Annotated in this window: 22 protein-coding genes; 20 read left to right on the top strand and 2 right to left on the bottom strand. The window is 65.2% G+C overall.

The window, feature by feature from the left end; translation table 11 throughout:
- Window position 1 precedes the first annotated feature (1 nt).
- From EN853_RS17440 to EN853_RS17345, 20 genes are all read left to right on the top strand, one after another.
- Window positions 2-496, top strand: a complete 495-nt coding sequence (locus tag EN853_RS17440; RefSeq protein ID WP_127859165.1) for a flagellar basal body-associated FliL family protein — start codon at window positions 2-4, stop codon at window positions 494-496.
- The gene (fliP, locus tag EN853_RS17435; RefSeq protein WP_095777164.1) at window positions 493-1,224 is read left to right on the top strand and encodes a flagellar type III secretion system pore protein FliP; all 732 of its coding nucleotides are present in this window, start codon (window positions 493-495) and stop codon (window positions 1,222-1,224) included. The genes EN853_RS17440 and fliP overlap by 4 nt, the downstream gene beginning before the upstream one ends.
- Window positions 1,225-1,438: 214 nt before the next feature.
- Complete coding sequence (locus EN853_RS17430; RefSeq protein WP_127859166.1) at window positions 1,439-2,323, top strand: flagellin; 885 nt, start codon at window positions 1,439-1,441, stop codon at window positions 2,321-2,323.
- Between the two features lie 279 nt (window positions 2,324-2,602).
- Complete coding sequence (locus tag EN853_RS17425) at window positions 2,603-3,487, top strand: flagellin (protein WP_127859167.1); 885 nt, start codon at window positions 2,603-2,605, stop codon at window positions 3,485-3,487.
- Window positions 3,488-3,650: 163 nt separating this feature from the next.
- Complete coding sequence (gene fliF / locus EN853_RS17420) at window positions 3,651-5,309, top strand: flagellar basal-body MS-ring/collar protein FliF (RefSeq protein WP_127859168.1); 1,659 nt, start codon at window positions 3,651-3,653, stop codon at window positions 5,307-5,309.
- 3 nt (window positions 5,310-5,312) lie between these two features.
- The gene (locus tag EN853_RS17415; protein WP_127859169.1) at window positions 5,313-5,939 is read left to right on the top strand and encodes a hypothetical protein; all 627 of its coding nucleotides are present in this window, start codon (window positions 5,313-5,315) and stop codon (window positions 5,937-5,939) included.
- On the top strand, window positions 5,936-7,372 hold the full coding sequence (locus tag EN853_RS17410; protein WP_127859170.1) for a MotB family protein: 1,437 nt from the start codon (window positions 5,936-5,938) through the stop codon (window positions 7,370-7,372). The genes EN853_RS17415 and EN853_RS17410 overlap by 4 nt, the downstream gene beginning before the upstream one ends.
- Window positions 7,369-8,754 (top strand): chemotaxis protein MotC, encoded by a 1,386-nt coding sequence (locus EN853_RS17405; RefSeq protein WP_127859171.1) that lies wholly within the window; start codon window positions 7,369-7,371, stop codon window positions 8,752-8,754. Before EN853_RS17410 ends, EN853_RS17405 begins: the two co-directional genes overlap by 4 nt.
- Window positions 8,751-10,121, top strand: coding sequence for a flagellar hook-length control protein FliK (locus EN853_RS17400; protein ID WP_245517067.1), 1,371 nt, complete (start codon window positions 8,751-8,753; stop codon window positions 10,119-10,121). The genes EN853_RS17405 and EN853_RS17400 overlap by 4 nt, the downstream gene beginning before the upstream one ends.
- Entirely contained in the window at window positions 10,051-10,641 is a 591-nt protein-coding gene (locus tag EN853_RS17395; RefSeq protein WP_245517066.1) for a lytic transglycosylase domain-containing protein, read from the top strand. The genes EN853_RS17400 and EN853_RS17395 overlap by 71 nt, the downstream gene beginning before the upstream one ends.
- A 222-nt stretch (window positions 10,642-10,863) precedes the next feature.
- Window positions 10,864-11,532 (top strand): response regulator transcription factor, encoded by a 669-nt coding sequence (locus EN853_RS17390; protein WP_127859172.1) that lies wholly within the window; start codon window positions 10,864-10,866, stop codon window positions 11,530-11,532.
- Between the two features lie 196 nt (window positions 11,533-11,728).
- Entirely contained in the window at window positions 11,729-12,985 is a 1,257-nt protein-coding gene (locus tag EN853_RS17385) for a flagellar hook protein FlgE (protein ID WP_127859173.1), read from the top strand.
- Window positions 12,986-13,017: 32 nt separating this feature from the next.
- Window positions 13,018-14,472, top strand: a complete 1,455-nt coding sequence (gene flgK / locus EN853_RS17380; RefSeq protein WP_127859174.1) for a flagellar hook-associated protein FlgK — start codon at window positions 13,018-13,020, stop codon at window positions 14,470-14,472.
- 3 nt (window positions 14,473-14,475) lie between these two features.
- Window positions 14,476-15,525 (top strand): flagellar hook-associated family protein, encoded by a 1,050-nt coding sequence (locus tag EN853_RS17375; RefSeq protein ID WP_127859175.1) that lies wholly within the window; start codon window positions 14,476-14,478, stop codon window positions 15,523-15,525.
- Between the two features lie 31 nt (window positions 15,526-15,556).
- Complete coding sequence (flaF, locus tag EN853_RS17370) at window positions 15,557-15,904, top strand: flagellar biosynthesis regulator FlaF (protein ID WP_127859176.1); 348 nt, start codon at window positions 15,557-15,559, stop codon at window positions 15,902-15,904.
- Entirely contained in the window at window positions 15,901-16,338 is a 438-nt protein-coding gene (gene flbT, locus EN853_RS17365) for a flagellar biosynthesis repressor FlbT (RefSeq protein ID WP_127859177.1), read from the top strand. Before flaF ends, flbT begins: the two co-directional genes overlap by 4 nt.
- A 6-nt stretch (window positions 16,339-16,344) precedes the next feature.
- Window positions 16,345-16,752 carry a flagellar hook assembly protein FlgD gene (flgD, locus tag EN853_RS17360; protein ID WP_127859178.1) on the top strand — a complete coding sequence of 136 codons (408 nt, stop codon included), beginning with the start codon at window positions 16,345-16,347 and terminating at the stop codon, window positions 16,750-16,752.
- 24 nt (window positions 16,753-16,776) lie between these two features.
- The gene (gene fliQ / locus EN853_RS17355; protein ID WP_027165133.1) at window positions 16,777-17,043 is read left to right on the top strand and encodes a flagellar biosynthesis protein FliQ; all 267 of its coding nucleotides are present in this window, start codon (window positions 16,777-16,779) and stop codon (window positions 17,041-17,043) included.
- 132 nt (window positions 17,044-17,175) lie between these two features.
- On the top strand, window positions 17,176-19,041 hold the full coding sequence (gene asnB, locus EN853_RS17350) for an asparagine synthase (glutamine-hydrolyzing) (RefSeq protein ID WP_127859179.1): 1,866 nt from the start codon (window positions 17,176-17,178) through the stop codon (window positions 19,039-19,041).
- 161 nt (window positions 19,042-19,202) lie between these two features.
- Complete coding sequence (locus tag EN853_RS17345) at window positions 19,203-20,846, top strand: MFS transporter (protein ID WP_127859180.1); 1,644 nt, start codon at window positions 19,203-19,205, stop codon at window positions 20,844-20,846.
- Window positions 20,847-20,872: 26 nt separating this feature from the next.
- Here EN853_RS17345 and EN853_RS17340 read toward each other — a convergent pair whose 3' ends face one another.
- Both EN853_RS17340 and EN853_RS17335 read right to left on the bottom strand, forming a co-directional pair.
- A complete protein-coding gene (locus EN853_RS17340) occupies window positions 20,873-21,241 on the bottom strand; it encodes a cupin domain-containing protein (protein WP_127859181.1) in 369 nt (122 codons plus the stop codon).
- A gap of 9 nt (window positions 21,242-21,250) precedes the next feature.
- The gene (locus EN853_RS17335; protein ID WP_127859182.1) at window positions 21,251-22,636 is read right to left on the bottom strand and encodes an FAD-binding oxidoreductase; all 1,386 of its coding nucleotides are present in this window, start codon (window positions 22,634-22,636) and stop codon (window positions 21,251-21,253) included.
- Window positions 22,637-22,662: the final 26 nt, after the last annotated feature.

Genomic DNA, 22,662 nt, shown 5'->3' with positions numbered 1-22,662 from the left:
CGTGGCAAATGTCGAGCAGGCCCAGCCAAAAAAAGGCCCCTCCCTTGTGATCCAGCTCGCCGCGCTTCTGGTCATGACCGGCGCGGCCGTCGGTTTGGGCTGGGTTTCGGGCGGCTATCTCAAGCAGGGAGAGGGACCGGCGCCGGTTCCTGCCGCGCCCGAGAATGCCGGCACCGCCGAGAAGGCGGCCGAGGGCGACAAAGCGGCTCCGGGACCGACGGTGGTCCAGCTGGCGCCGATCACCACCAATCTCGCCTCGCCGAGCGAAGTCTGGATAAGGCTGGAGGCATCGGTGCTCTACGACGCGCCGCAGCCGGCGGACATGACCGAGCAGATCCATCAGGACCTTCTCGCATTCGTGCGCACGCTGAAGATGCATCAGATCGAAGGCGCCAGCGGCTACCAGCATCTCAAGGCCGATCTCGACGAGCGTGCGGCGCTACGCAGCGGCGGCCATGTCAAACAGGTTCTCGTCAGGACGATGTTGCTCGAATGAGAAAGTTCCTCATCGCCACGGCGCTCATCGTCGTCACCACCTCTGTCGCCGCGGCCCAGCAGCTCGACCTCGGCGGTATCGGCAAGGCCGACGGCACGACGGTCGGCTACCTCATCCAGATGTTCGGTTTGCTCACCGTGCTTTCGGTGGCGCCGGGCCTGCTGATCATGGTGACGAGCTTCACCCGCTTCGTCATCGCCTTCTCGATCCTGCGCGCCGGCATCGGCCTGCAGTCGACGCCCGCCAACCTGATCCTGATCTCGCTGTCGCTGTTCATGACCTTCTATGTCATGGCGCCGACGTTCGACCAGGCCTGGAACACCGGCGTGAAGCCGCTGATGGACAATCAGATCACCCAGGCCGAAGCCTTCGAGAAGATCTCAGATCCGTTCCGCAGCTTCATGCTGCACAATGTGCGCGACAAGGATTTCGACCTCTTTGCCGATCTCGCCCGCGAGCGCGGCCAGACCGTCTCGCGCGACACCGTCGACCTGCGCATCCTGGTGCCCGCCTTCATGATCTCGGAAATCAGGCGCGGCTTCGAGATCGGCTTTCTGATCGTGCTGCCGTTCCTGGTGATCGATCTCATCGTCGCCACCGTCACCATGGCGATGGGCATGATGATGCTGCCGCCGACGGTGGTCTCCCTGCCGTTCAAGATCCTGTTTTTCGTGCTGATCGACGGCTGGAATCTTCTGGTCGGCAGCCTGGTGCGGTCCTTTACCTGAGGCCCGCCGGTGATGCCCCGGTGCATCGCTCGAACGCCGAGCAATATATTTTCGATTAACCCTCCAGCTTAGCCGTTTGGTAGGAAGTTGCCCGCATAGTCCGCTCCAGATGGCGGGTGATCGGGTCTCAGCGATCATTGGCATGATGCCGCACCGTCATACCGGACAAGCCGGCATGTCAAAAAAATCCGTGTAAAAACAAGGTACGTGTATCATGGCCAGTATCATGACCAATTCCGCCGCGCTGACCGCGCTGCAGAGCTTGAACAACACCAACAAGCAGCTCGAGACCACCCAGTCCCGCATCTCCACGGGTTACCGCGTCGCCACCGCTTCCGACAACGCCGCTTACTGGTCGATCGCCACCTCGATGAAGTCCGACAACAAGGCGCTCTCCGCCGTCCAGGACTCGCTCGGCCTCGGCGCCGGCAAGGTCGACACCGCCTACACCGCCATCAACGACGTCAAGGATCAGGTCGATCTGATCAAGTCCAAGCTGGTCACCGCCCGCGGCGCCAGCCAGGAAGACCAGCAGAAGATCGCGACCGAAATCAACGCCATCCAGGCGCAGATCAAGTCGTCGGTCACCAACGCAAACTTCGCCGGCTCGAACCTTCTGCAGAATGGCGGCACGTCCGCGTCCGACCTGAATATCGTCGCTTCGTACAACCGCACCGGCGCGACTGTCACCATCGACACGATCACGGTTAAGTCCTCCGACACGCAGGTTCTCGACACGGCCGGCACCGGCGGCATCGTCGGCGGCCTGCTCGCCACGACCTTCTTCGACCCGAGCAGCGCTGCCGTCGCCGACACCGCCATCGACACCGCGCTCGGCAGCGTTGAAACCGCGCTTGCCAAGCTCTCCACCGGCGCTGCCTCGCTCGGCGCCGCCAAGTCGCGCATCGACACCCAGAAGAGCTTCCTGTCGAACCTCAGCGACTCGATCGACAAGGGCGTCGGCTCGCTGGTCGACGCCGACATGAACAAGGAATCGACCCGCCTGCAGGCGCTTCAGGTGCAGCAGCAGCTGGGCATCCAGGCCCTGTCGATCGCCAACGGCAACTCGCAGCAGATCCTGTCGCTCTTCCGCGGCTGATCACCTAGCGAACTTCGGACTTTTGCATCGGGCCGCGCCATCAGCGCGGCCCGATTTTCATTGTGACGCCGCTGCCCTCCGAGGCGCGCCTCTTCCCTTAAGAAATACTACCGCATTGCGGTTTCAAGGCAGGCTTTTAACGCGACATTAACTGTGACGCGCTAATTATGGTTAACCAATCGCTATGACGGGCCGACCGCTGGTCGACAGGCATGACGCCCCCCGCCAGAGCGTTGACCGGCATGCACGAGGCATGCCTGCTTTGAGAAGGGGTGTATCTTGGCAAGTATCATGACCAACGCCGCGGCGCTGACCGCGCTGCAGAGCCTCAACGCCACCAACAAGGCGCTTGAGACCACACAGGGCCGCATCTCGACCGGCTATCGCGTCGCCACCGCTTCCGACAACGCCGCCTACTGGTCGATCGCCACCTCGATGCGGTCCGACAACCAGGCCCTCTCGGCCGTCCAGGACGCGCTTGGCCTCGGCGCCGGCAAGGTCGACACCGCCTATACCGCAATCACCCAGATCAAGGATCAGGTCGACTCGATCAAGGCCAAGCTGGTCACAGCCCGCGGCGCAAGCCAGGACAACCAGCAGAAGATCGCCACCGAAATCAAGGCCATCCAGGACCAGATCAAGTCGTCGGTGACCAATGCCAGCTATGCCGGCTCGAACCTGCTGCAGAATGACGGCACCGCCGCCTCTGATCTGCAGATCGTCGCTTCGTACAACCGCACCGGCACGACGGTCGCCATCGACACGATCACAGTCAAGTCTTCCGACACGCAGGTCCTCGATACAGCCGGCACGGGCGGCATCGTCGGCGGCCTGCTCGCCACGACTTTCTTTGACCCGAGCGCCGCCGCCGTCTCCGACACCAACATCGACACCGCGCTCGACGCCGTTGAAACCGCGCTTGCCAAGCTCTCCACCGGCGCTGCCTATCTCGGCGCCGCCAAGTCGCGCATCGATACCCAGAAGAGCTTCCTGTCGAACCTGTCGGACTCAATCGACAAGGGCGTCGGCGCCCTGGTTGACGCCGACATGAACAAGGAATCGACCCGCCTGCAGGCCCTCCAGGTTCAGCAGCAGCTCGGCATCCAGGCGCTGTCGATCGCCAACGGCAACTCGCAGTCGATCCTGGCCCTGTTCAAGAGCTGATATTCCGGCTGAGGCAAACCGTTCCGTCGCAAGGCCGCGTCTTGGGCGCGGCCTTTCGCTTGTACGGCGGAACGCTGCTCCCGTGCTGTCCCGGCCTATCATCCTCGCACAAGCTTCGCGGTCTAGTCTTCCGGCGGACAGTCATGCTGGGAGCGGTTGAATCGTGCCGGAACAGATCCAGAGCCTCATCGCGAACCTCCGCGGATTCGGCGTCAGGCGTCTCGCTCTCATGGGCGGCATCGCAGCGCTGGTCATGGCGGTCATCGGGCTCGCCTCCGTCTACCTCAACCGTCCGGCCTACGAGACGCTTTATGTCGGACTCGACCGCAACGACGTGAACCAGATCGGCCTGGTGCTGGGCGAGGCCGGCATCGGCTTCGATGTCGGCGCCGACGGAACGTCGGTGCTGGTGCCGGCCGGCACCACCGCGCAGGCGCGCATGCTGCTCGCCGAGAAAGGCCTGCCGACCAGCGCCAACGCCGGCTACGAGCTATTCGACAATGTCGGCTCGCTCGGCCTGACATCCTTCATGCAGCAGATCACCCGCGTGCGCGCGCTGGAGGGCGAGATCGCCCGCACCATCCAGTCGATCGCCGGGGTCAAGGCCGCGCGCGTCCACATCGTCATGTCCGAGCGCGCCAATTTCCGCCGCGACGAGCAGCAGCCTTCGGCCTCGGTGGTGATCCGCTATGCCGGCGTCGACGCCGAGAAGAGCGCGCAGTCGATCCGCCACCTGGTCGCCGCGGCTGTTCCCGGCCTGTCGGCCGACAAGGTGACCGTTCTCGATTCCAACGGCAACCTGCTCGCCGCGGGCGACGACACTTCCAACACCAGCGCCGCCCGCACGCTCGGCGTCGAGCAGACGGTCGAGGCGCAGATCGCCGACAACATCCGCCGCGCGCTGACGCCTTATCTCGGCCCCGACAATTTCCGCGCCAGCGTCAAGGCCGATGTCAACACCGACACCCGTCAGACCGAAGAGACGATCTTCGATCCCGAATCCCGCGTCGAGCGTTCGGTGCAGTCGGTGCGCACCAATGAGGCCAGCAACCAGAAGCAGGCCTCGACCCCGACCAGCGTCGAGCAGAACCTGCCTGAGACGCAGACGGCCACGACCGAAGGACCGCAATCCTCCTCGCAGAACGACCGCAAGGAAGAGATCACCAACTACGAGATCAACTCCAAGAAGATCGCCACCGTCTCCAACGGCTACTCGGTGACCAAGATGTCGATCGCCGTCGTCGTCAACCAGGACCGGCTCAAGACCATTCTCGGCAAGGACGCCACACCCGAGCAGATCGCCAAGCGCGTCTCCGATATCCAGAAGATGGTGGCCTCCGCCACTGGCTTCGACGACAAGCGCGGCGACATCATCGACGTTTCGGCGGTCGAGTTCATCGACGGACTGGACGGCGAGCCGATCGACCAGCCTGGTGTCCTCGCCTCGATCGGCACATACACCGGCACGCTGATCAATGCCGGCGCCTTCATCGTCGTCGTGTTCCTGGTCGCCTTCTTCGGCCTGCGGCCGATGGCGGCCGCGCTGACGGCGCCGGCGAAGCCCGCGGCCGTCGCCGGCCCGAGCTTCGACGACGTCCAGCGCTCGCTGCCGACCCCCGACGCGCCGGTGGCCGCGATTGCCGCCGATGCGCCGGTCGGCGCCCTGCCGGGCGCCCGCTCCGGCGCCACCCCGCTTGACGACCTGCGCCAGAAGATCAGGCCTGCGCCGCAGGAACGCCTGGCACGCATGGTCGACCTCAACGAGGAGCGCACCGCCCAGATCCTGCGCAAATGGGCGGCCGCCCCGGAAGCCGCGGGTTAAGCCATGGCTTCGGGAGCCCTTTTCGATCTCCTGCCTGACTTCGGTTCGCGCGCTCCGCGCGCGGGCCAGCCACCGGCGGCACCTGACATCGAGCGCAAGCCGGACGCATCCCCGCCGCAGGCCGACATCGGCGCGCTGATCGCCGAGGCGGTGGCCGAAGCGGAAGCAGCGCTGGAGGCGCGCCTCGGGGCGACCCACGCTGCGGCGCTCGAGGCCGAACGCCGGGCCAATGACGATGCCGCGAAAGCGTTCCTGGAAAGCTTCGGCGGCGATCTTGGCACGGCGATCGCGACGCGCATCGACGCCATGGAGGCGCGCGTTGCCGCGCTCGCCGGCGTCACGATCGCCCGCATCATCGGCGGCATCGTCAGCGACGATCTGCAGAAGCGCTCGCTCGACGCCCTTGCCAGCACCATCAGCGCCGCGATTGCCGATAGCGAGGCCGTGCGCATCGGCGTGCGCGGGCCGCTGTCGCTGTTCGAGCCGCTGAAGGCCGCGCTTGGAGACCGCGCGGCCAATCTCGATTTCACTGAGGCGCCAGGCTTCGACCTGACCGTGACCATCGATGAAGCCGTGTTCGAGACGCGTATCGCCGAATGGTCGGCTTCCCTGTCGGAGGTCCTGTCATGAGCGCTGTCGATCACGGCGAGCCCAGGCACGAGATCATCATCGTCAAGCGCAATCACGACGGTCATGACGACGACCATCATGGCGGCGTCTGGAAGATCGCCTTTGCCGACTTCATGACCGCCATGATGTGTTTCTTTCTCGTCATGTGGCTGATCAACGCCGCCAACGAGCAGACCAAGGCGGCCGTCGCCAGTTATTTCAATCCGGTCGAGCTGATCGACCGCAATTCCAGTCGTAAGGGCCTGGAAGACCTTGGTGACGGCCCGAGCAAGGTTGGCCTCACCGCCGACAACCCGCAGGATGGCGCAAGCAAGGCCGGCGAAAACGGCAAGGGCGGTGCTGGCTCTTCCGACAGGCGACAGACCAAGGAAGCCTCGCAGAAGTCATCCGACCTCTCCGACGAGCATCTGTTTGCCGATCCGTATGCCGTGCTGTCGGAGATCGCCACCGACGCCGGCGTGATGCAGAATGTCAGCGCCAAGGGCGAAGGCGGAGCTCAGAACGCCGGTCCGGCGACCGGCGCTTCCGGCGGCGAATCCTATCGCGATCCTTTCGCGCCGGATTTCTGGTCGCAGCAGGTGGCGACGCCCGGCGCCGAGGCCAGCGCCGAGCGCAAGAAGATCGAAGGCGATCCGGCCAAGCCCGGCGAGAAGGTCGCCGAGGTTGAGGTGCCGAAAGTCAAGGCCGTTCCGCCCGCGCCGCCGCAATTGGATGCGCCGCTCGAGCTGTTGGCGACATCGCAAAAACCCGGTGCCAAGGCGACCGCCGGATCGGTCGACACGAAAATCGGGAAAGCCGAAAGCAAGGAAAGCAAGGGCGAGAAAGCCCAGGCTGAAATGGCCGGAGCCGAGGCCGCCGCGATCGACACCGCAAAACCGGAAACCGCTGGGGCAGAAACGGCAAAGGCCCAAATGGCGAAGGCGGAGCCGGAACAGGCTTCCGACAAGCAAGAGAAAGCCCCGAGCAGCGCCGCCCTCAAGGCCGCGGCGGAGATCAAGCAGGAGCTGGCCAAGGCCTTCACGCCGGGGGAAAAGCTGGCCGATGGCGTCTCTGTCGAGGCCACCGACAAGGGCGTCGTCATCTCGATCACCGATCAGCTCGACTTCGGCATGTTCGAGATCGGCTCGGCCGTGCCGCGCCGCGAACTGGTGCTGGCGATGGAGAAGATCGGCCACATCATCAACGGGAAGAAGGGCACCATCACCATCGGCGGCCATACCGACGCGCGGCCGTTCCGCAGCGACACCTACGACAACTGGCGCCTGTCCACCGCGCGCGCCCACTCCGCCTATTACATGCTGGTGCGCGGCGGCGTCGACGAGAGCCGCATCACCGAGGTCGCCGGCTTCGCCGACCGTCAACCCAAGATCAAGTCCGATCCGCTGGCCGCCGCCAACCGCCGCATCGAAATCCTGATGGCGACCGGCGGATGAGGAGCGGGACCGTCATCGGCCGCGCTGTCGGGCTGCTGCTTCTCGCGGCGGCATCGCCGGCCGCAGCTTTCGCGCAGGACGGCAGCTTGCAGCCTTATCAGCTGGTGCGTTCGCTGCAATTGATCCAGGACCGCATCGCCGGCGGCGATCATGCGGCGCTGCCGATGCAGGCCAAGCTCCTCGAAATGACCGATGCCGGGCTTCGCGCCGCCGATGCCGAGGATTTCAAGGATCCCAAGAATTTCCGCGCTCTGCTCGTCTACGGCATGAGCGGCGGCAACCCCGTCACCGTCGAGGCGGCGGCCTCGCGCGCGACGACCGACCCGCAGAGCTTGGCAATAGCCAAGGGGATCGTCGCCTATCTGAACGGCAGGCCGGCCGCGGCAATCGAGATCCTGAAACCGATCGACCCGATGAGCGTGCCCGCCGACCTCGGCGCCTTCCTGGCGCTGGTCAAGGGCTCGCTGCTTGCGACCGACGAACCCGTAACCGCGCTCGCCTTGCTGGACGAGGCCCGCCTGCTCAGCCCCGGCACGCTGGTCGAGGAGGCAGCGCTCCGCCGCTCGGTCGGCCTCGCAGTGGCGCAAGGCGACGCCGCGCGCTTCGCCCTCGCCTCGACGCAATATGTCGCGGCTTACCTCTACTCCCCCTATGCCAGCCAGTTCGCCGATTCCTTCGTCTCCGGCGTCATTCAACTGCACATGTCGATCAGCCAGGACAAGCTCGCCGACATCACCTCGATGATGGACCCGGAGCGCGAGAAGGTGATCTATCTGCGCATCGCGCGCCGCGCCGCGATCGACGGGCTGAGCGATCTCTCTGCCTTCGCCTCGGCGCGGGCCGAGCAGGGCCGGACCGGCAAAGGCAATCAGGATGACCCCCGCGCCGTGCTCTATTCGAGCCTCTCCTCGGTGACGTCGGCCACGATCGACGACGTGCGCACCCGGCTCGGCACGATCGATCGCGGCAAGCTTTCGGAGAGCGACCGCGCCCTGCTCGATGCGGCGCAAGCCGTTGCCGGCGAGGTTGTCGCTCCCGTGCCGGCGGCCGGACAGGGCGAGACCGAGGCCGCAGGTTCGGCAAGGGGCGATGGGGCAAAGCCCGCCGCCGAGACCGCGCCCGTGAGCCAGGCCGACGCCGAAGCGTTGCCGCCGGTGGAAGGCGCAGTGTCCGAGCAGCCGGCTGTCGCGGCCCCGGTCAAGCCGGCGGCGGACGCGCCGGCCGCCACCCCGGCACAATCTGAACCGCCGCCTGAGCTGCCTGCATCCGCGCCGGCGGCCGCAGCAAGCCTTGATCCGCACGATCCCACCGACGCCGCGATGATGAACGCCCGCCGCCACCTCGACCAGATTGACCAGTTGCTCGGAGCCGCTCCCAAATGACCAGCATCAGTCAGGCCCTGCCGGGACCCGGATCCGCCCACCCCCAATCACGTCAGCACGCAGCCGGCGGGAGGGAAAATGGCGCGGATTTCGGCGAGATGGTGCACGGCGCCGAAAAATCGGCCCGGCAAGGCAAGCGCTCGGCCGAGTCCCTTTCCTCCGATTCGCATCCGGCGCGGCGCGCCCCTGCCGGTTCGCCCAAAGTGCAGCCTGACCAGGATGGGCAGAGCAAGACTGCCGTGCAAAAGCCATCCGGAAAGGCCACGAGGACCAACGCCGACGCCGATCATGCGAAAGCGATGGACGACGCCGGCACAACGGCGCAGTCATCCGATGCGGCATCGCCCCAGGATGGCTTGCCCTTGTTGATGGCGCTGAGCGACATCCGCCATTTCGCAACCTCGACAAAAGCCGATCGCGGCGGGTCCGCCGCCGAGGGAGAGGCAGGGATCCAGCCCTCGATCGGCCAGTCCGCCTCTTCGCAGCTGACGATCCGTCAGGGCAAACGCACCCTGACCGACGCCTCAGAAGATTCCGGGCCATTGCCGCAATCGGGTCGCGCGACGATGGCGACGGGGAAATCCGGGCCCGACTTCGGCCGGAAACCGGCCAGCGTCGGTCTGGCCGCGGACACATTGGTCGGCAAGGACGGCATCCAGCCGGGAACGCAAGGAGCCGAGACCGACGCCGCGGCGCCGCAAGCCTGGCGGCCGGCAGCCGCCCAGAAGACGGCCCAATCTATCGCCTCGATCAATCAGGCCAAGCCATCCCCCGCCGCCGGTCGCATGGATGTCGTCAGCCAGCAGAGCTTCCCGGCGCCGGCGCAAAACCCCATCGGCCAGACCGCATCGGCGCTGGTCGAGGCGATCGCCTCGGACAATGGCGTTCAGCAGGCCTTCTCGAGCGCCTCGCTTGCCTCTCAAACGGCCAATTCTGTTGCCATTCCGACACATGTGCTCAAGATCGAGCTCCATCCTTCGGAGCTCGGCATGGTGACCGCCAGCCTTCGGCTCTCGGGAGAGCAACTTTCTATTGAGATGAAGCCGGAGACGCATGAGGCATACCGCCGGCTGACCGCCGACAGCGACGCCATCATCAAGTCGCTCCGCGGCCTTGGCTTCGAGGTCGATCAGGTGACCATCTTGCAACCCTCGATCGCAGTTCATTCGTCTGGCCGCGCCGATGCGAACGGCGCCCTGCCGATGTCGACGGGGCGCGACCAGCCTTCATTCCAACCCGGGAATTCGGGCGGCAACAGCGCCGGCGGCGATCGGCAACCGGGAAGGAACGACGGCAATGGCGCACAGGAATTCAGCCGCGCTGCTCCGCCTCTTCGCGAGCGCGGTGGCGACGATATCTATATCTAGCCTGGCTGCCGCCGCCGCCGCGAGCGCCTCCAATCCTTGCGAGCCGGAGATCCTGCGTGCCGCCGACCGCTACGGCGTGCCGGCGGGAATCCTCTATGCGGTCGGCCTGACCGAGACCGGGAAGAAGGGGAGCCTTCAGCCTAATGCCTTGAATATAGAAGGAAAAGCTGTCTTTCCGCACAGCCGTGCGGAAGCGCTCTCGGCATTCGAGAATGCCCGCCGCGAAGGCAAGACGCTGATCGATCTCGGCTGCATGCAGATCAATCATCGCTATCACGGCACGCATTTCCGCAGCGTCGAGGACATGCTCGACCCGCATCAGAACGTCGACTACGCGGCACGCTTCCTGGCAAGCCTCCATGCCCGCCACGTGACCTGGTCGATGGCCGTGGCCCGCTACCATGCCGGGCCTGACAACGACCCGGCACAGAAGGTCTATGTCTGCCGCGTCATTGCCAACATGGTCGCCACCGGCTTCGGCAAATGGACGCCGAACGCCAGCACTTTCTGCAATCAATAGTTGTCACCGCGGCAGACCCGCGGCCCGCCGCAAACGAGGTTCACGGCGGCTCCAGTATCGTCGCGATCCGACGCCGCCAGTACACTTTTGCAACCGCTTTTATTACGGGTCCCAAAAAAACTCCCAAGAAAATAGCTACAAGAAATGACGGTTTTTCAGGATTCCCGCCACCGGGTACCCCTTTTCGCACGGGGCAAATGAGATGATTCGGAGGGCGGGCCGATGATCGTGATCGTTGATGAGCGAGAGCTCGTAACTGAGGGCTATAGCTCACTTTTCGACCGCGAGGGCGTCGCCACCGCGGGCTTCGCGCCGGGCGAGTTCGGCGAGTGGGTGAACTCCGCCGCCGACACCGACCTCAGATCTGTCAGGGCCTTCCTCATAGGCGACTGCCGCGACGGCGCCGTGTCGCCGCGCCAGATCCGCGACCGCACAGGCGCACCGGTGATCGCGCTCAGCGAGCAGCACTCGCTGGAACACACGCTGCGGCTTTTCGAGAGCGGCGTCGACGACGTCGTCCGCAAGCCCGTGCACATCCGCGAGATTCTCGCCCGCATCACCGCCATCCGGCGCCGCGCCCATGAAGAGGCCGCCTACACCGAAGTCGGCGCGATGCGCATTTTCATGGACGGACGCGACCCCGAGATCGACGGCGAGCCGCTGCCGCTGCCGCGCCGCGAGCGGCGCATCCTGGAATATCTGGCCAGCAATCGCGGCCGGCGCGTGACCAAGACGCAGGTGTTCAACGCCATCTACGGCATCTTCGACGAAGAGGTCGAGGAGAACGTGGTGGAGAGCCACATCTCGAAGCTGCGCAAGAAACTGCGCGAGAAACTCGGTCACGACCCGATCGATTCCAAGAGGTTCCTCGGCTACCGGCTGGTGTTCTGATGGCCCCTGCCGGCACAGCCCGCGCCAGCCTCGCGCAAGACACGAGGCCTACCCTGACGGCCTCTGATCCAATGCATGTCGGCCAAAAATGCGCAGGGGTCCTGGGAGAACGACATGCATCAAAGCAAAGACATAGAGCGCGCCGCCTGAATTCGTTTCGCCGCGACGCGCTTTCAGCCACCGAGGAGACGTATCCATGAGCCTCTATGGAATGATGCGGACCGGCGTTTCCGGTATGAACGCTCAGGCCAACCGCTTGTCCACAGTGGCCGACAACATCGCCAACTCCGACACCACCGGCTACAAGCGCTCCTCCGCCGAATTCTCGACGCTGATCATGCCGACCACCGGCGGCGCCTACAATTCGGGCGGCGTCACCACCACGATCCGCTCCGCCGTCAGCTCGCAAGGCGTTCTGCAATACACCACTTCGGTGTCCGACCTAGCCGTCAATGGCGATGGCTTCTTCGTCGTGCAGGACCCGAGCGGCACGCCCTATCTGACCCGGGCCGGCGCCTTCGTTCCTGATGCGCAGGGCAGGCTGGTCAACGCCGCCGGCTACCAGTTGATGGCCTACAGCTACGCCAACGGCGAGCCGGCCGCGACCGCCAACGGCTTCGAAGGCCTGGTGCCGGTGCAGATCTCCGATCAGGAGATGACGGCGACGCCGAGCACGGAAGGCAATTTCACCGGCAACCTGCCGGCAGGCGCGACGCCGGTCGCGGCAGGCAGCCTGCCGTCGACCAACAGCGCTTCGGCGCAGTACACGTCGAAATCCTCGCTGGTCGCCTACGACAATCTCGGCAACAAGGTGCTGCTCGACGTCTACTTCACCAAGACCGGCACCGGCACCTGGGAGGTTTCGGTCTTCGACCAGTCGAAAGCGACCGCCGGCACGTCCTTTCCCTATACCGGCGGCGCGCTGGGTTCGGCCAACCTCACCTTCGACACCACCACCGGCAAGCTGACCGGCGCGACCACAGGCCTCTCCTTTACGGTGCCGAACGGGTCGACGCTCAATCTCGATCTTTCAAAGCTGACGCAGCTCGGCACGGGCTTCACGGTCTCCGATGCCAAGGTCAACGGCAATGCCCCGAGCACGATCGAAAAGATCCAGATCAGCCAGGACGGCGTCATCTACGCGCAGTTCCAGGACGGCTCCACCAAGCCGCTCTACAAGATTCCGCTGGCCGACGTTCAGAGCCCCGACAACCTCACCGCGATGCCGGGCAACGTCTATGTGCAAAGCGCCGACTCCGGCGCCGTCCGCATCGGCTTTGCCAATGAAGGCAAGCTTGGCGCGGTCGTCTCTGGAGCACTCGAGAATTCCAACGTCGATATCGCCGAGGAACTGACCAACATGATCGCGGCGCAGCGCAGCTACACCGCCAATTCAAAGGTCTTCCAGACCGGTTCCGACCTGATGGATGTCCTGGTCAACCTGAAGAGATAACCCCTTCGGGCGCCAGCCCGTGAAAGACCCGCATGTCGCTTTCCACCGCATTAAGCATCGCCCAGTCGGCGCTCCTGGCCACGTCCAAGCAAACGAGCGTCGTGTCGCGCAATGTGGCCGACGCATCCAACCCGGACTATGCCCGCCGCGTCGCCGTCGTCACCAGCACGGCGCCCGGCGCGCGATCGGTGGAGATCCAGCGCGCCGCCAATGACCTCCTGTTCCGGCAGAACCTTTCCGCGCTGTCGGCATGGAGCGGCCAGAGCGCGCTTTACAGCGGCATGGATCAGCTCGACCTCTCCGTCAACGGGGTCGACAACGCGTCGTCCCCGTCGACCGCGATCGCCAATCTGCAGCGGGCGCTGCAGCTCTACGCCACCACGCCTTCGAACCAGAATCTCGGCGCCAGCGTCATCAACGCAGCCAAGCAGGTGGTGAGCTCGCTGAACGACGGCACCAAGGCGATCCAGGATTTCCGCACCCAGACCGATGGCCAGATCGCCACCGCGGTCGATGACCTAAACTCGCTGCTCGGCCAGTTCCAGGACGCCAACACGGCCGTCATCGCCGGCACGCGTTCCGGCACGGATGTGTCCGACGCGCTCGACCAGCGCGACGCGCTTCTGAAGAAGATCGCGGAATATGTCCCGGTCTCGACCTTCACGCGCGGCGACAACGATATGGTCATCACCACCAAGGACGGCACGACGCTGTTCGAGACGGTGCCGCGTTCGGTGACCTTCACGCCCTCGGCCGGCTACACGGCCGGCGCGCCCGGCAACACGATCTACATCGACAACGTGCCGCTTTCGGCGGGCACCGGCGACAACAGCAGCGCCGACGGCAAGCTTGCCGGCATGCTGACGCTGCGCGACGGCGTCGCCGCGACCATGCAGAGCCAGCTCGACGAGATCGCCCGCGGCCTGATCACGGCATTTGCCGAGACCGCGCCGTCTCAGCCAAACGCCGCCGGACTGTTCACCTGGCCCGGCGCGCCGGCTATTCCCGCTTCCGGCACCCTGGTCAACGGCCTCGCCGGCTCGATCAGCGTCAACGCCGCGTTTGACCCGAGCGCCGGCGGCAGCGCGGCGCTGTTGCGCGACGGCGGCGCCAACGGCGCGGCCTATGTTTCCAACACCAGCGGCGCCGCTTCCTACTCGGACCTTCTGATCGCCTACGGCAACAAGCTGGATCAGCCGATGGCCTTCGACAGCTCCGCCGGCATCACCGCCACTTCTGGTGTCTCCGACTACGCAGCGAACGCCATCGGCTGGTTCGAAGGCGTGCGCCAGCAGGCCTCGACCAACGCCGACGCCAAGGAGGCGCTGGCCGCGCGCACCGCCGAAGTGCTGTCGAACGATACCGGCGTCAATGTCGACCAGGAAATGTCGCTGCTTCTCGACCTCGAGCACACCTATCAGGCGTCAGCGCGCATGATGAAGACGGTCGACGACATGCTGAACGCCTTGTTGAGCGCGGTGGGATAAGCCATGAAAGCGACAGCCGTCTCCTCAGCCGCCATCTCCAACGCCCTGCGCTATCAGCAGATGCGCATGCAGGCCGAACTCGTCAAGGCAACGACCGAATCCCAGACCGGCAAGGTCGCGGATGTCGGCCTGGCGCTTGGCGGACGTACGACCCAGGCCGTCACTTTCCAGCGCGATCTCGACCGGCTGAACGGCATCATCGATTCCAACTCGCTGGTCGCCGCGCGCCTGACGTCGACGCAGGATTCGCTGGGCCAGCTCTCCGACGTCGCGCAGAACCTTCTGACGGCGCTGACCAGCGCCGTGTCGGGCGACTCTTCGACCAGCATCACGCAGACCGCCGGCGCCTCAGCGCTGCAGCAGATGACGGGCATCTTGAACACCAGCGTCAACGGCGAATACCTGTTTGCCGGCCCCAACACCGACGTCAAGCCGATCGAGGACTTTACGGCCGCCGGCTCGCCGGCGAAGGCGGCGTTCGACGCCGCCTTCGTCAGCTATTTCGGCTTCACGCAGAGCGATCCGGCGGCCGCCGGCATCACCTCCGCCCAGATGGACAACTTTATCACCACCCAGGTGGAACCGCAGTTCCTGGGCTCAGGCTGGCAGACCAATTGGTCGAACGCCACCGACGATCAGATCACCAGCCGCATCTCGCTGAGCGAGACCACGCAGACATCGGTCAGCGCCAACGAGCAAGGCATCCGCAAGCTCGCCATGGCCGCCGCCATGGTCAGCACGCTCTTCACCGGCAGCATCAGCCAGGCCGGACAGAACACGATCGTCAGCCGCGCGCAGAAGCTGGTCGGCGAAGCCATAGGCGGCATCGTCCAGGTGCGGTCCGAAACCGGCCTTGCCCAGCAGCGCGTGTCCGACGCCAGCGACCGTATGAAGACCCAGGTCGACCTGTTCGAGAAGCACATCCTCGACCTCGAAGGCGTCGACCCGTCGGAGGCCGCCACCCGCGTCGCCGATTTGACGCAACATATCGAGACATCCTTCGCCTTGACCGCGCGTCTGCAGCAGCTCAGCCTGTTGAAGTACCTGACCTGACAACCTCACCCGGAACGCCAGAGCTTCCACGATGTACCAATTCTCTTACGCCGACATCCAGACCGACTCCGTCACCGACGCCAAGGATCGGGAGCGGCAGTTGCTCACCCGCTCGATCGACATGTTGTCCGCGGCAGCGGCCGTCGGGCCGGAATCGATGGAAGCGGTCGAGGCACTGCACTTCACCAACCGCATCTGGACCACCTTCGTCGAGGATCTCGGCTCCAGCGACAATGCACTGCCCAAGGAATTGCGCGCCAATCTGATCTCGATCGGCCTGTGGCTGCTGCGTGAGACGGAGGACATCCGGCAGGGCCGCACAAACAATTTCGAAGGATTGATCGAGGTCTCCCAGATCATCCGAGACGGCATCCAATGACCAACACGCTGAAGATCTCGCTGAAGCCGAACGAGAAGATCTACATCAACGGTGCCGTCATCCGCGTCGACCGCAAGGTCACTATCGAGCTGATGAACGACGTCCAGTTCCTTCTGGAAAGCCATGTCATCCAGGCCGACCAGGCCTCGACGCCGCTCAGGCAACTCTACTTCATCGTCCAGATCATGCTGATGAACCCGTTGGGCGCCGCCGAGGCGCGCGACATGTTCCGCCGCTCGCTGCCGATGCTGATCGCAAGCTTCGACAACGAGGACATCTGCAACGCTCTGAAGCAGATCGACCGCATGGTCGGCGAGGGTCACATCTATGAGGCGCTGAAGGCGATCCGCGCGATCTATCCGCTCGAGCGCCAGGCGCTTGGCGGCGGCGACGACATTCCGGAGGCGCCCCGAGCGCTGGCTATGGGAGCATAGAGACCGATGACCGTGGATATGACAACAACGATCCCAGTTGGCGCCAACCAGGCCAGCCAGCAGACCTCGAAGACCGCCGTCGACTATCAGTCGTTCCTGAAGCTTCTGATCGCCGAGATGAAGAATCAGGATCCGACCAAGCCGATGGATTCGACGCAATATGTCGCGCAGCTCGCGACCTTCTCGCAGGTCGAGCAGTCGGTCCAGACCAACACCAAGCTCGACCAGATCATGCAGTCCTCGGCGCTGTCGCAGGCTGACGCGTTGATCGGCCGTTCGATCACCTCGGCCGACGGCAAGACCACGGGGATCGTGGCTTCCGTGAAACTCGCCAGCAGCGGCCTGATCGCGGTGCTCAAGGACGGCACCGAGGTTCCAGTCGGCGCGGGCGTGTCGATCAAGCCGGCCGCCTAGCCGGTTTTCGTAAGCGGTCCGCCCATGAACGAGGCCGACGCCCTCGATATCGTGCAATACGCGGTGTGGACGGTGCTCACCGCCTCCGCGCCGGTGGTGCTTGTGGCCATGGCGGTCGGCATCGGCATCGCGCTCATCCAGGCGCTGACCCAGATCCAGGAAATCACGCTCACCTTCGTGCCCAAGATCGTCGCCATCATGCTCGTCGTGGCGCTGACCGGCCCGTTCATCGGCAGCCAGATCTCGGCCTTCACCAACGTCATCTTCGAGCGCATCGAGCACGGCTTCTGATCCACGGCTCTTGGGTCTCGAGGCGGATCGCTTGCGGCCGGCCCTGTTGCGGCTAGATTATTGGCCGCGCCGGCGTCGGCCGGCATCTTGGATTTCGGAAGCGATGGATCAGGCAGAAGCGGGCGGCGGGCCATGTGCGGGATAGCCGGCGTCTGGCGAAAGCGCGATCCGATCGGCGCCGGCGACCTCTCGGACATCGCCCGCATGATGCAGACGCTCGCGCATCGCGGCCCCGACGATCACGACAGCTGGAACAGCGCCCGGCTGGCGCTCGGTCATCGACGGCTCACCATCATCGACCCCTCGCCCGCCGCGCGAGAACCGATGCTGACAACCGACGGTCAGGGCGTCCTTTGCTACAATGGCGAGGTCTATAACTACCGCTCGCTGCGTAAGACGCTGGAAGCCGAAGGCCTCGAGTTTCGCACGGTCTCCGACACCGAGGTGGTGCTGCAGGCCCTGCATCACTGGGGCGCCGCGAAGGCTGTGCCGCTGTTCGACGGCATGTTCGCTTTCGCCTATTTCGATCAGCGCGACGGCGCCTTGTGGCTTGCCCGCGACAGGCTCGGCATCAAGCCGATGTCGGTGGCCGACACCGCGGACCGATTGCTTTTCGCCTCCGAGGACAAGGCGATCCTCGCCTGTCACGATTTTACGCGCAGGATCGACGCCCGCGAGATCACCCTGCGGCTTGCCTGGCAGAGCCGCGATTCCAGCTACAGCATCTTCGACGGCATCGAGCGCCTGCCTCCCGCCGGCCTCTGGAAAATCAGCGACGGCGGCATCGAGAAGCGGTGTTTCTGGCATGTGCTCGACGTCCTGGAGATCTCGCGCATCGTCGATGATCGGGCCTCCGACGCCGGGCATCTGGCAACGCTTCAGGCGCTGCTCGAAGACAGCGTCGAGCTGCACTGCATTGCCGACGCCGGCCTGGCCACCGCCTGCAGCGGCGGCGTCGATTCCGGCCTGATCACCGCGCTCGCCAAGCGTTACAGGCCGGAAATGCATGGCTATGTCGTCGACCCGCGGCTTGGCCGCAGCGAGGCCGAAAGCGCGGAGCGGACGGGCCGCCATCTCGGCGTCGACCTGCGCCGCGTGCCTGTCGACCGGAACCGGTTCTTCGAGCTGTGGCCGCGCGCGGTCTGGCATATCGAGAGCGACGGCTGGCATGCCAGCGTGGCTGGCCTGCTGGCGCTTGCGGAGCAATGCCGCGCCGACGGCATCAAGGTGCTGCTCACGGGCGAGGGTTCCGATGAGTTGTTCGGCGGCTACAAATGGCAGGCTTCGACGATCAGGTTGTGGCGCCCGTCATGGCTTCGGCACCTGTTTCGTTCCAAGGCGGCGCGCGAGCGTAAATTCGCGCAGCTTCGCCATGCGCCGTTCCGCAATTCGATCGGCCGCGGCTCGCCCTGGGACCGCAACATTGTGTTGAGGGCCTTGTCGCCCGAGCTGAATTTTCTGCAGACGAAGCTGTTCGACCGGCTCGACGGCGTCAGCCCGGACGGCGACCGCGCCTTCCTGGCAAGCTGCTTCTACGATCTCTATTCGCATTTGCAGGACCTGCTCCACCGGCATGACCGCCTGAGCATGGCCGCTTCTGTCGAGCTGCGCGTTCCTTTTCTGGAGAATCGGCTGATCGATTTCGCGATGCATCTGCCGAGGCGGCACAAGTATCGCCATCGGACGAGCAAGTGGCTGCTGAAGAAGGTCGCCGAACGGCATCTGCCGCGTGAAAACGTCTATGCGGCAAAGAACGGCTTCGAGATGTCCGGCGCCTTCTCGGCTGGCACGCAGGGGCTGCTGCGCGGCGGCTTCCTGCGCGACGCCATGAAATGGTCGGCATCCGAGTTGGACGACCTTATCGATTTGGCGAAGGGCCAGGAGCCATCCAGGCTCAGGCTTGTCGGCATGGAAATGTTGCTGAGACTGTATATCGGCAGCGAAACGATAGGCAATCTGACCGAGGCATTGCATGCCGAGGTCAGGGGCGCGAAATGATCAACAATTGGTCCACACCACCAAGATGCTTGGTCTAAAGCTTCGCCGACGCATTTTCGCCTTTGCCTTCCTGTTGTTGGACCGCGATCCTTTGACGAGTCGCCGGCGCGGCCCTGGCACGCGTCGGGCGCAACACAGCAGGTAAAGGCGGGACAGCGGCCATGATCGACGACGAGCCGGAAAGCGAACGCGTCTCGGCGTTGGCGCCGTTCCGGCACGGCATCTTCCGCGCCGTCTGGTCGGCAAGCCTGGTGTCGAATTTCGGCGGCCTGATCCAGGGCGTCGGCGCCGCCTGGATGATGACCACCATCGCCACCTCTTCCTATCAGGTCGCGCTGGTCCAGGCTTCGACCACCTTGCCGATCATGCTGTTCGCGCTCATTGCCGGCGCCATCGCCGACAGCTTCAACCGCCGCAAGGTCATGCTGGTGGCGCAAACCTTCATGCTGGTCGTCTCGGCGCTGCTCACCGTCTTCACCTGGTTCGGCTGGATGACACCGTGGACACTGCTTGCCTTCACCTTCCTGATCGACAGCGGCACGGCACTGAACAGCCCCTCGTGGCAGGCCTCGGTCGGCGACATGGTGCCGCGCGCCAAGGTGCCGGCGGCGGTCGCGCTGAACTCGATGGGCTTCAACATCACGCGCAGCGTCGGCCCGGCGATCGGCGGCATCATCGTCGCCGCCGCGGGCGCCGCCGCCGCCTTCGCCGCCAACGCCATCAGCTATATCGGCCTGATCGCCGTGCTGTTCCGTTGGAAGCCCGAAGTGCCGGCGCCGACGCTGCCGCGCGAGGCGCTGGGTGCCGCGATGGGCGCCGGGCTGCGCTATGTCGCCATGTCGCCCAACATCGGCAAGGTACTGGCGAGAGGCTCGGCCTTCGGCTTCAGCGCCGGCGCGGTGCTGGCGCTGCTGCCGCTGGTGGCGCGCGACGTCGTCAAGGGCGACGCGCTGACCTATGGCATCATGCTAGGCGCCTTCGGCATCGGCGCGGTTGGCGGCGCGCTGATCAGCGTGCGGCTGAGGCAATTGCTCTCCAGCGAAACGATGGTGCGCGCCGCCTTCGCCGGCTTCGCGCTCTGCGCCTTGAATGCCGCCGTCAGCCACAATGCCTGGCAGACATCGGCGGGCCTGCTCATCGGCGGCGCCTGCTGGGTGATCGCCCTCTCGCATTTCAACGTCACGGTGCAGATGTCGACGCCGCGCTGGGTGGTCGGCCGTGTGTTGTCGATCTACCAGACGGCGACCTTCGGCGGCATCGCGCTGGGCAGCTGGATTTGGGGCGTCGTCGCTGACGCCCATGGCGCGGAGACGGCGCTGATGGCGGCCGCCGTCGCCATGCTGGCGGGCGGCGCCATCGGCTTCTTCCTGCCGCTGCCGCAGCAGACGGCACTCAACCTCGACCCGCTCAACCGGTTCAAGGAGCCGATGCTGGCGCTCGACCTCAAGCCGCGCAGCGGACCGATCGCCATCATGATCGAATATGTCATTCGCGAGGAGGACGTTGCGGAATTCCTCGCAACCATGGCCGAGCGCGGCCGCATCCGCCGCCGCGACGGCGCCCGCAACTGGACGCTGGCACGGGATCTCGAAAATCCCGGCATTTGGATCGAGCACTACCACACGCCGACCTGGGTCGAGTACATCCGCCACAACAGGCGCGCCACCCATGCCGACGCCGTGGTCGGCGAACGCATCCGCGCGCTCCACAGCAGCCAGGATCCGCCGCGCGTGCGCCGCATGATCGAACGCCCGACAACCGCCGGAACGGCGCTTGTCTCACCCAAGGGACCGATCGATCACTGACCCGAGTCTCTTTTTGGCTCGGAAGATCAGCCGGCGCTCTGGATCATATAAAGCTTGCGCGTCGTCTCATGGATCCGCCATTCGCCCTTCCATCCTTGCGGCAGGACGAGAAGGTCGCCCGGGCCGAGCTCACGCATCTTGCCGTCGGCGCGGCTCACTTCCGCGCGGCCGGAAATGATGTGGCAGATTTCCGACGAGCCTGAACGGTCGGCGGTGAAGCGGCCGGGCGTGCATTCCCAGATGCCGATATCGATGGTCCCGTCGGGCGACTGGAAGAACGAGCGCACGGCTTCGACCTGATTGCCTTCGATTGAGGTCGGCTTGGGCGAGAACGCGCCGATGTCGGCCCTGGCGAGGTCGTGGAAAGTCGAAAGGTCGATCACGTTCGGCTCCATAATCAGTAATCAGTGACCAGTGATGCTGTCGGCGAGCGAGGCCAGTTTCGAAGTGTGATCGAGCCCCGCCGCCTCGCGCTGGTCGGCGATGCGGTAGAGCTGATACATCGAATGGACGCCGAGCCAGCGCAACGGCTCCGGCTCCCAGGGCCGCACCTTGCGGTTGACCCAGGGCAGGCGCGTAAGGTCGGTCTCATTGCCGAGGATCAGGTCGGCAAGCGTGCGACCCGAAAGATTGGAGCTCGACACGCCGAGCCCGACATAGCCGCCGGCCCAGCCGATGCGCGTCCTGGGGTCGAGGCCAACCGTCGTGCACCAGTCGCGCGGCACGCCAAGCACGCCGCACCAGGCATGGTCGATGCGGCATCCCGCCGTCTGCGGCAAAAGCGTCGTCAGGATCGCATGCAGCTGGTCGATCGTCGCCTGTTGCGTTTGCCCGTTGATGTCGGTGCGCGAGCCGTAGCGATAGGGTACGCCGCGCCCGCCCATGGTGATGCGGCCTTCGCGTGTGCGCTGCGCATAGCAATAGGTATGCGCCGCATTGCCGAGCAGCTCGTGCCCTTCCCAGCCGATCTCGCGCCAAAGCTCCGGCGACAGCGGCTCGGTGACGATCTGCGCGCTGTTGAGCGCCAGCCATGTCCGCTCTTCCCCTGGAATGCCGGCGGTGAACCCTTCCGTTGCGCGGATGATGGTTTCGGCCCGCACCGTGCCACGGTCAGTGGTCACGCCGCCCTTGGCGATCGATGTCACGGCGGTCTTTTCGTAGATCGGCACGCCGAGCCGCTCGACCGCTGCCGCCAGACCGCGCACCAGCTTGGCCGGCTGCACCCGCGCCTGGCCGTGGATGACGAAGCCTCCCATGATATTCTTGATGTTGATGCGCGCGCGTGTCGCGGCGGCGTCCAGCAGTTCGATGCGTTCGGGGTCGGCGTCCCAGGAGCGGATCGTCTCGCACTCCTCTCGCACGCGCTCCAGCTGAGCCGGATTGGTGGCGACCGTCAGATTGTCGACGCGGCGGATATCGGCGTCGATGCCTTCCTCGGTCGCGACCCGGATCACTTCGTCGACGCAGCCGGCCATCGCCTTCTGCATGGCGGTCACGCCTTGTCTTGTCGAGGTCTTGAGATATTTCTCGCGCGACCAGCCGAAGCCGCCCGACAGCCAGCCGCCATTGCGCCCCGAGGCGCCGAAGCCGGCGAACTCGCGTTCGAGGAGCACAATGCGGAGCGAGGGCTTCGCCTTCTTCAGATAGTAAGCGGTCCAGAGCCCGGTGTAGCCGGCACCGACGATCGCGACATCGGCTTCGATGTCACCGGGCATGGGCGGACGCGGGGCGGGAACCGCGCCCAGATCCGCGTACCAGAACGAGATGTCGCCGTTGCGCTTGACTTGCATGGGATAATTTCCAGGGAGCAGGTGAG

Origin of the sequence: Mesorhizobium sp. M1C.F.Ca.ET.210.01.1.1 (genome assembly GCF_004791585.1) — a bacterium.
Lineage (GTDB): Bacteria > Pseudomonadota > Alphaproteobacteria > Rhizobiales > Rhizobiaceae > Mesorhizobium.
The sequence above is the reverse complement of the archived record's forward strand: the minus strand, read 5'-3'. Positions and strand labels throughout refer to the sequence as shown.

What these genes read in the sequence shown, in the direction of transcription:
- fliP (WP_095777164.1), top strand. Translation starts at nt 493, where the DNA reads ATGAGAAAGTTCCTCATCGCCACGGCGCTCATCGTCGTCACCACCTCT.
- asnB (WP_127859179.1), top strand. Translation starts at nt 17,176, where the DNA reads ATGTGCGGGATAGCCGGCGTCTGGCGAAAGCGCGATCCGATCGGCGCC.
- EN853_RS17395 (WP_245517066.1), top strand. Translation starts at nt 10,051, where the DNA reads ATGGCGCACAGGAATTCAGCCGCGCTGCTCCGCCTCTTCGCGAGCGCG.
- flaF (WP_127859176.1), top strand. Translation starts at nt 15,557, where the DNA reads ATGTACCAATTCTCTTACGCCGACATCCAGACCGACTCCGTCACCGAC.
- flgD (WP_127859178.1), top strand. Translation starts at nt 16,345, where the DNA reads ATGACCGTGGATATGACAACAACGATCCCAGTTGGCGCCAACCAGGCC.
- EN853_RS17375 (WP_127859175.1), top strand. Translation starts at nt 14,476, where the DNA reads ATGAAAGCGACAGCCGTCTCCTCAGCCGCCATCTCCAACGCCCTGCGC.
- fliQ (WP_027165133.1), top strand. Translation starts at nt 16,777, where the DNA reads ATGAACGAGGCCGACGCCCTCGATATCGTGCAATACGCGGTGTGGACG.
- flgK (WP_127859174.1), top strand. Translation starts at nt 13,018, where the DNA reads ATGTCGCTTTCCACCGCATTAAGCATCGCCCAGTCGGCGCTCCTGGCC.
- EN853_RS17410 (WP_127859170.1), top strand. Translation starts at nt 5,936, where the DNA reads ATGAGCGCTGTCGATCACGGCGAGCCCAGGCACGAGATCATCATCGTC.
- EN853_RS17415 (WP_127859169.1), top strand. Translation starts at nt 5,313, where the DNA reads ATGGCTTCGGGAGCCCTTTTCGATCTCCTGCCTGACTTCGGTTCGCGC.
- EN853_RS17340 (WP_127859181.1), bottom strand. Translation starts at nt 21,241, where the DNA reads ATGGAGCCGAACGTGATCGACCTTTCGACTTTCCACGACCTCGCCAGG.
- EN853_RS17390 (WP_127859172.1), top strand. Translation starts at nt 10,864, where the DNA reads ATGATCGTGATCGTTGATGAGCGAGAGCTCGTAACTGAGGGCTATAGC.
- EN853_RS17345 (WP_127859180.1), top strand. Translation starts at nt 19,203, where the DNA reads ATGATCGACGACGAGCCGGAAAGCGAACGCGTCTCGGCGTTGGCGCCG.
- flbT (WP_127859177.1), top strand. Translation starts at nt 15,901, where the DNA reads ATGACCAACACGCTGAAGATCTCGCTGAAGCCGAACGAGAAGATCTAC.
- EN853_RS17385 (WP_127859173.1), top strand. Translation starts at nt 11,729, where the DNA reads ATGAGCCTCTATGGAATGATGCGGACCGGCGTTTCCGGTATGAACGCT.
- EN853_RS17335 (WP_127859182.1), bottom strand. Translation starts at nt 22,636, where the DNA reads ATGCAAGTCAAGCGCAACGGCGACATCTCGTTCTGGTACGCGGATCTG.
- EN853_RS17405 (WP_127859171.1), top strand. Translation starts at nt 7,369, where the DNA reads ATGAGGAGCGGGACCGTCATCGGCCGCGCTGTCGGGCTGCTGCTTCTC.
- EN853_RS17430 (WP_127859166.1), top strand. Translation starts at nt 1,439, where the DNA reads ATGGCCAGTATCATGACCAATTCCGCCGCGCTGACCGCGCTGCAGAGC.
- EN853_RS17400 (WP_245517067.1), top strand. Translation starts at nt 8,751, where the DNA reads ATGACCAGCATCAGTCAGGCCCTGCCGGGACCCGGATCCGCCCACCCC.